Annotated in this window: 1 pseudogene; it reads right to left on the reverse strand. The window is 36.2% G+C overall.

Annotated elements, in window-relative coordinates:
- A pseudogene (locus JKP73_RS22875) lies at window positions 1-290 on the reverse strand (FAD-dependent oxidoreductase); the annotation flags it as partial.

Genomic DNA, 290 nt, shown 5'->3' on the forward strand with positions numbered 1-290 from the left:
AATCCTGCGTGATTCACGAATGTATGGTGATTTAGCTAGACCGTCTTCTGTACCTAGGACATCCTTCCTCAGTCGTAATCCTGGATATCCATTTCCTCCGTCTAAACGAGGAGCTTCGGTATGTAGTCAATATAAAAGAGAGAGACTAAGTTGTTTCGCATTCTTTAAGTTTTTTTCCTTTTCTTCTGTAGAAACGACAATAATTGAACCTAAAAAGTAATCATTTTGTGCCCAATTAATGAGCGAAATATCGCCTTCATATAGATTTTCTTTTAAATTCATCACATCTA

Origin of the sequence: Virgibacillus salexigens, assembly GCF_014905415.1 — a bacterium.
GTDB classification, from domain to species: domain Bacteria; phylum Bacillota; class Bacilli; order Bacillales; family Amphibacillaceae; genus Virgibacillus; species Virgibacillus salexigens.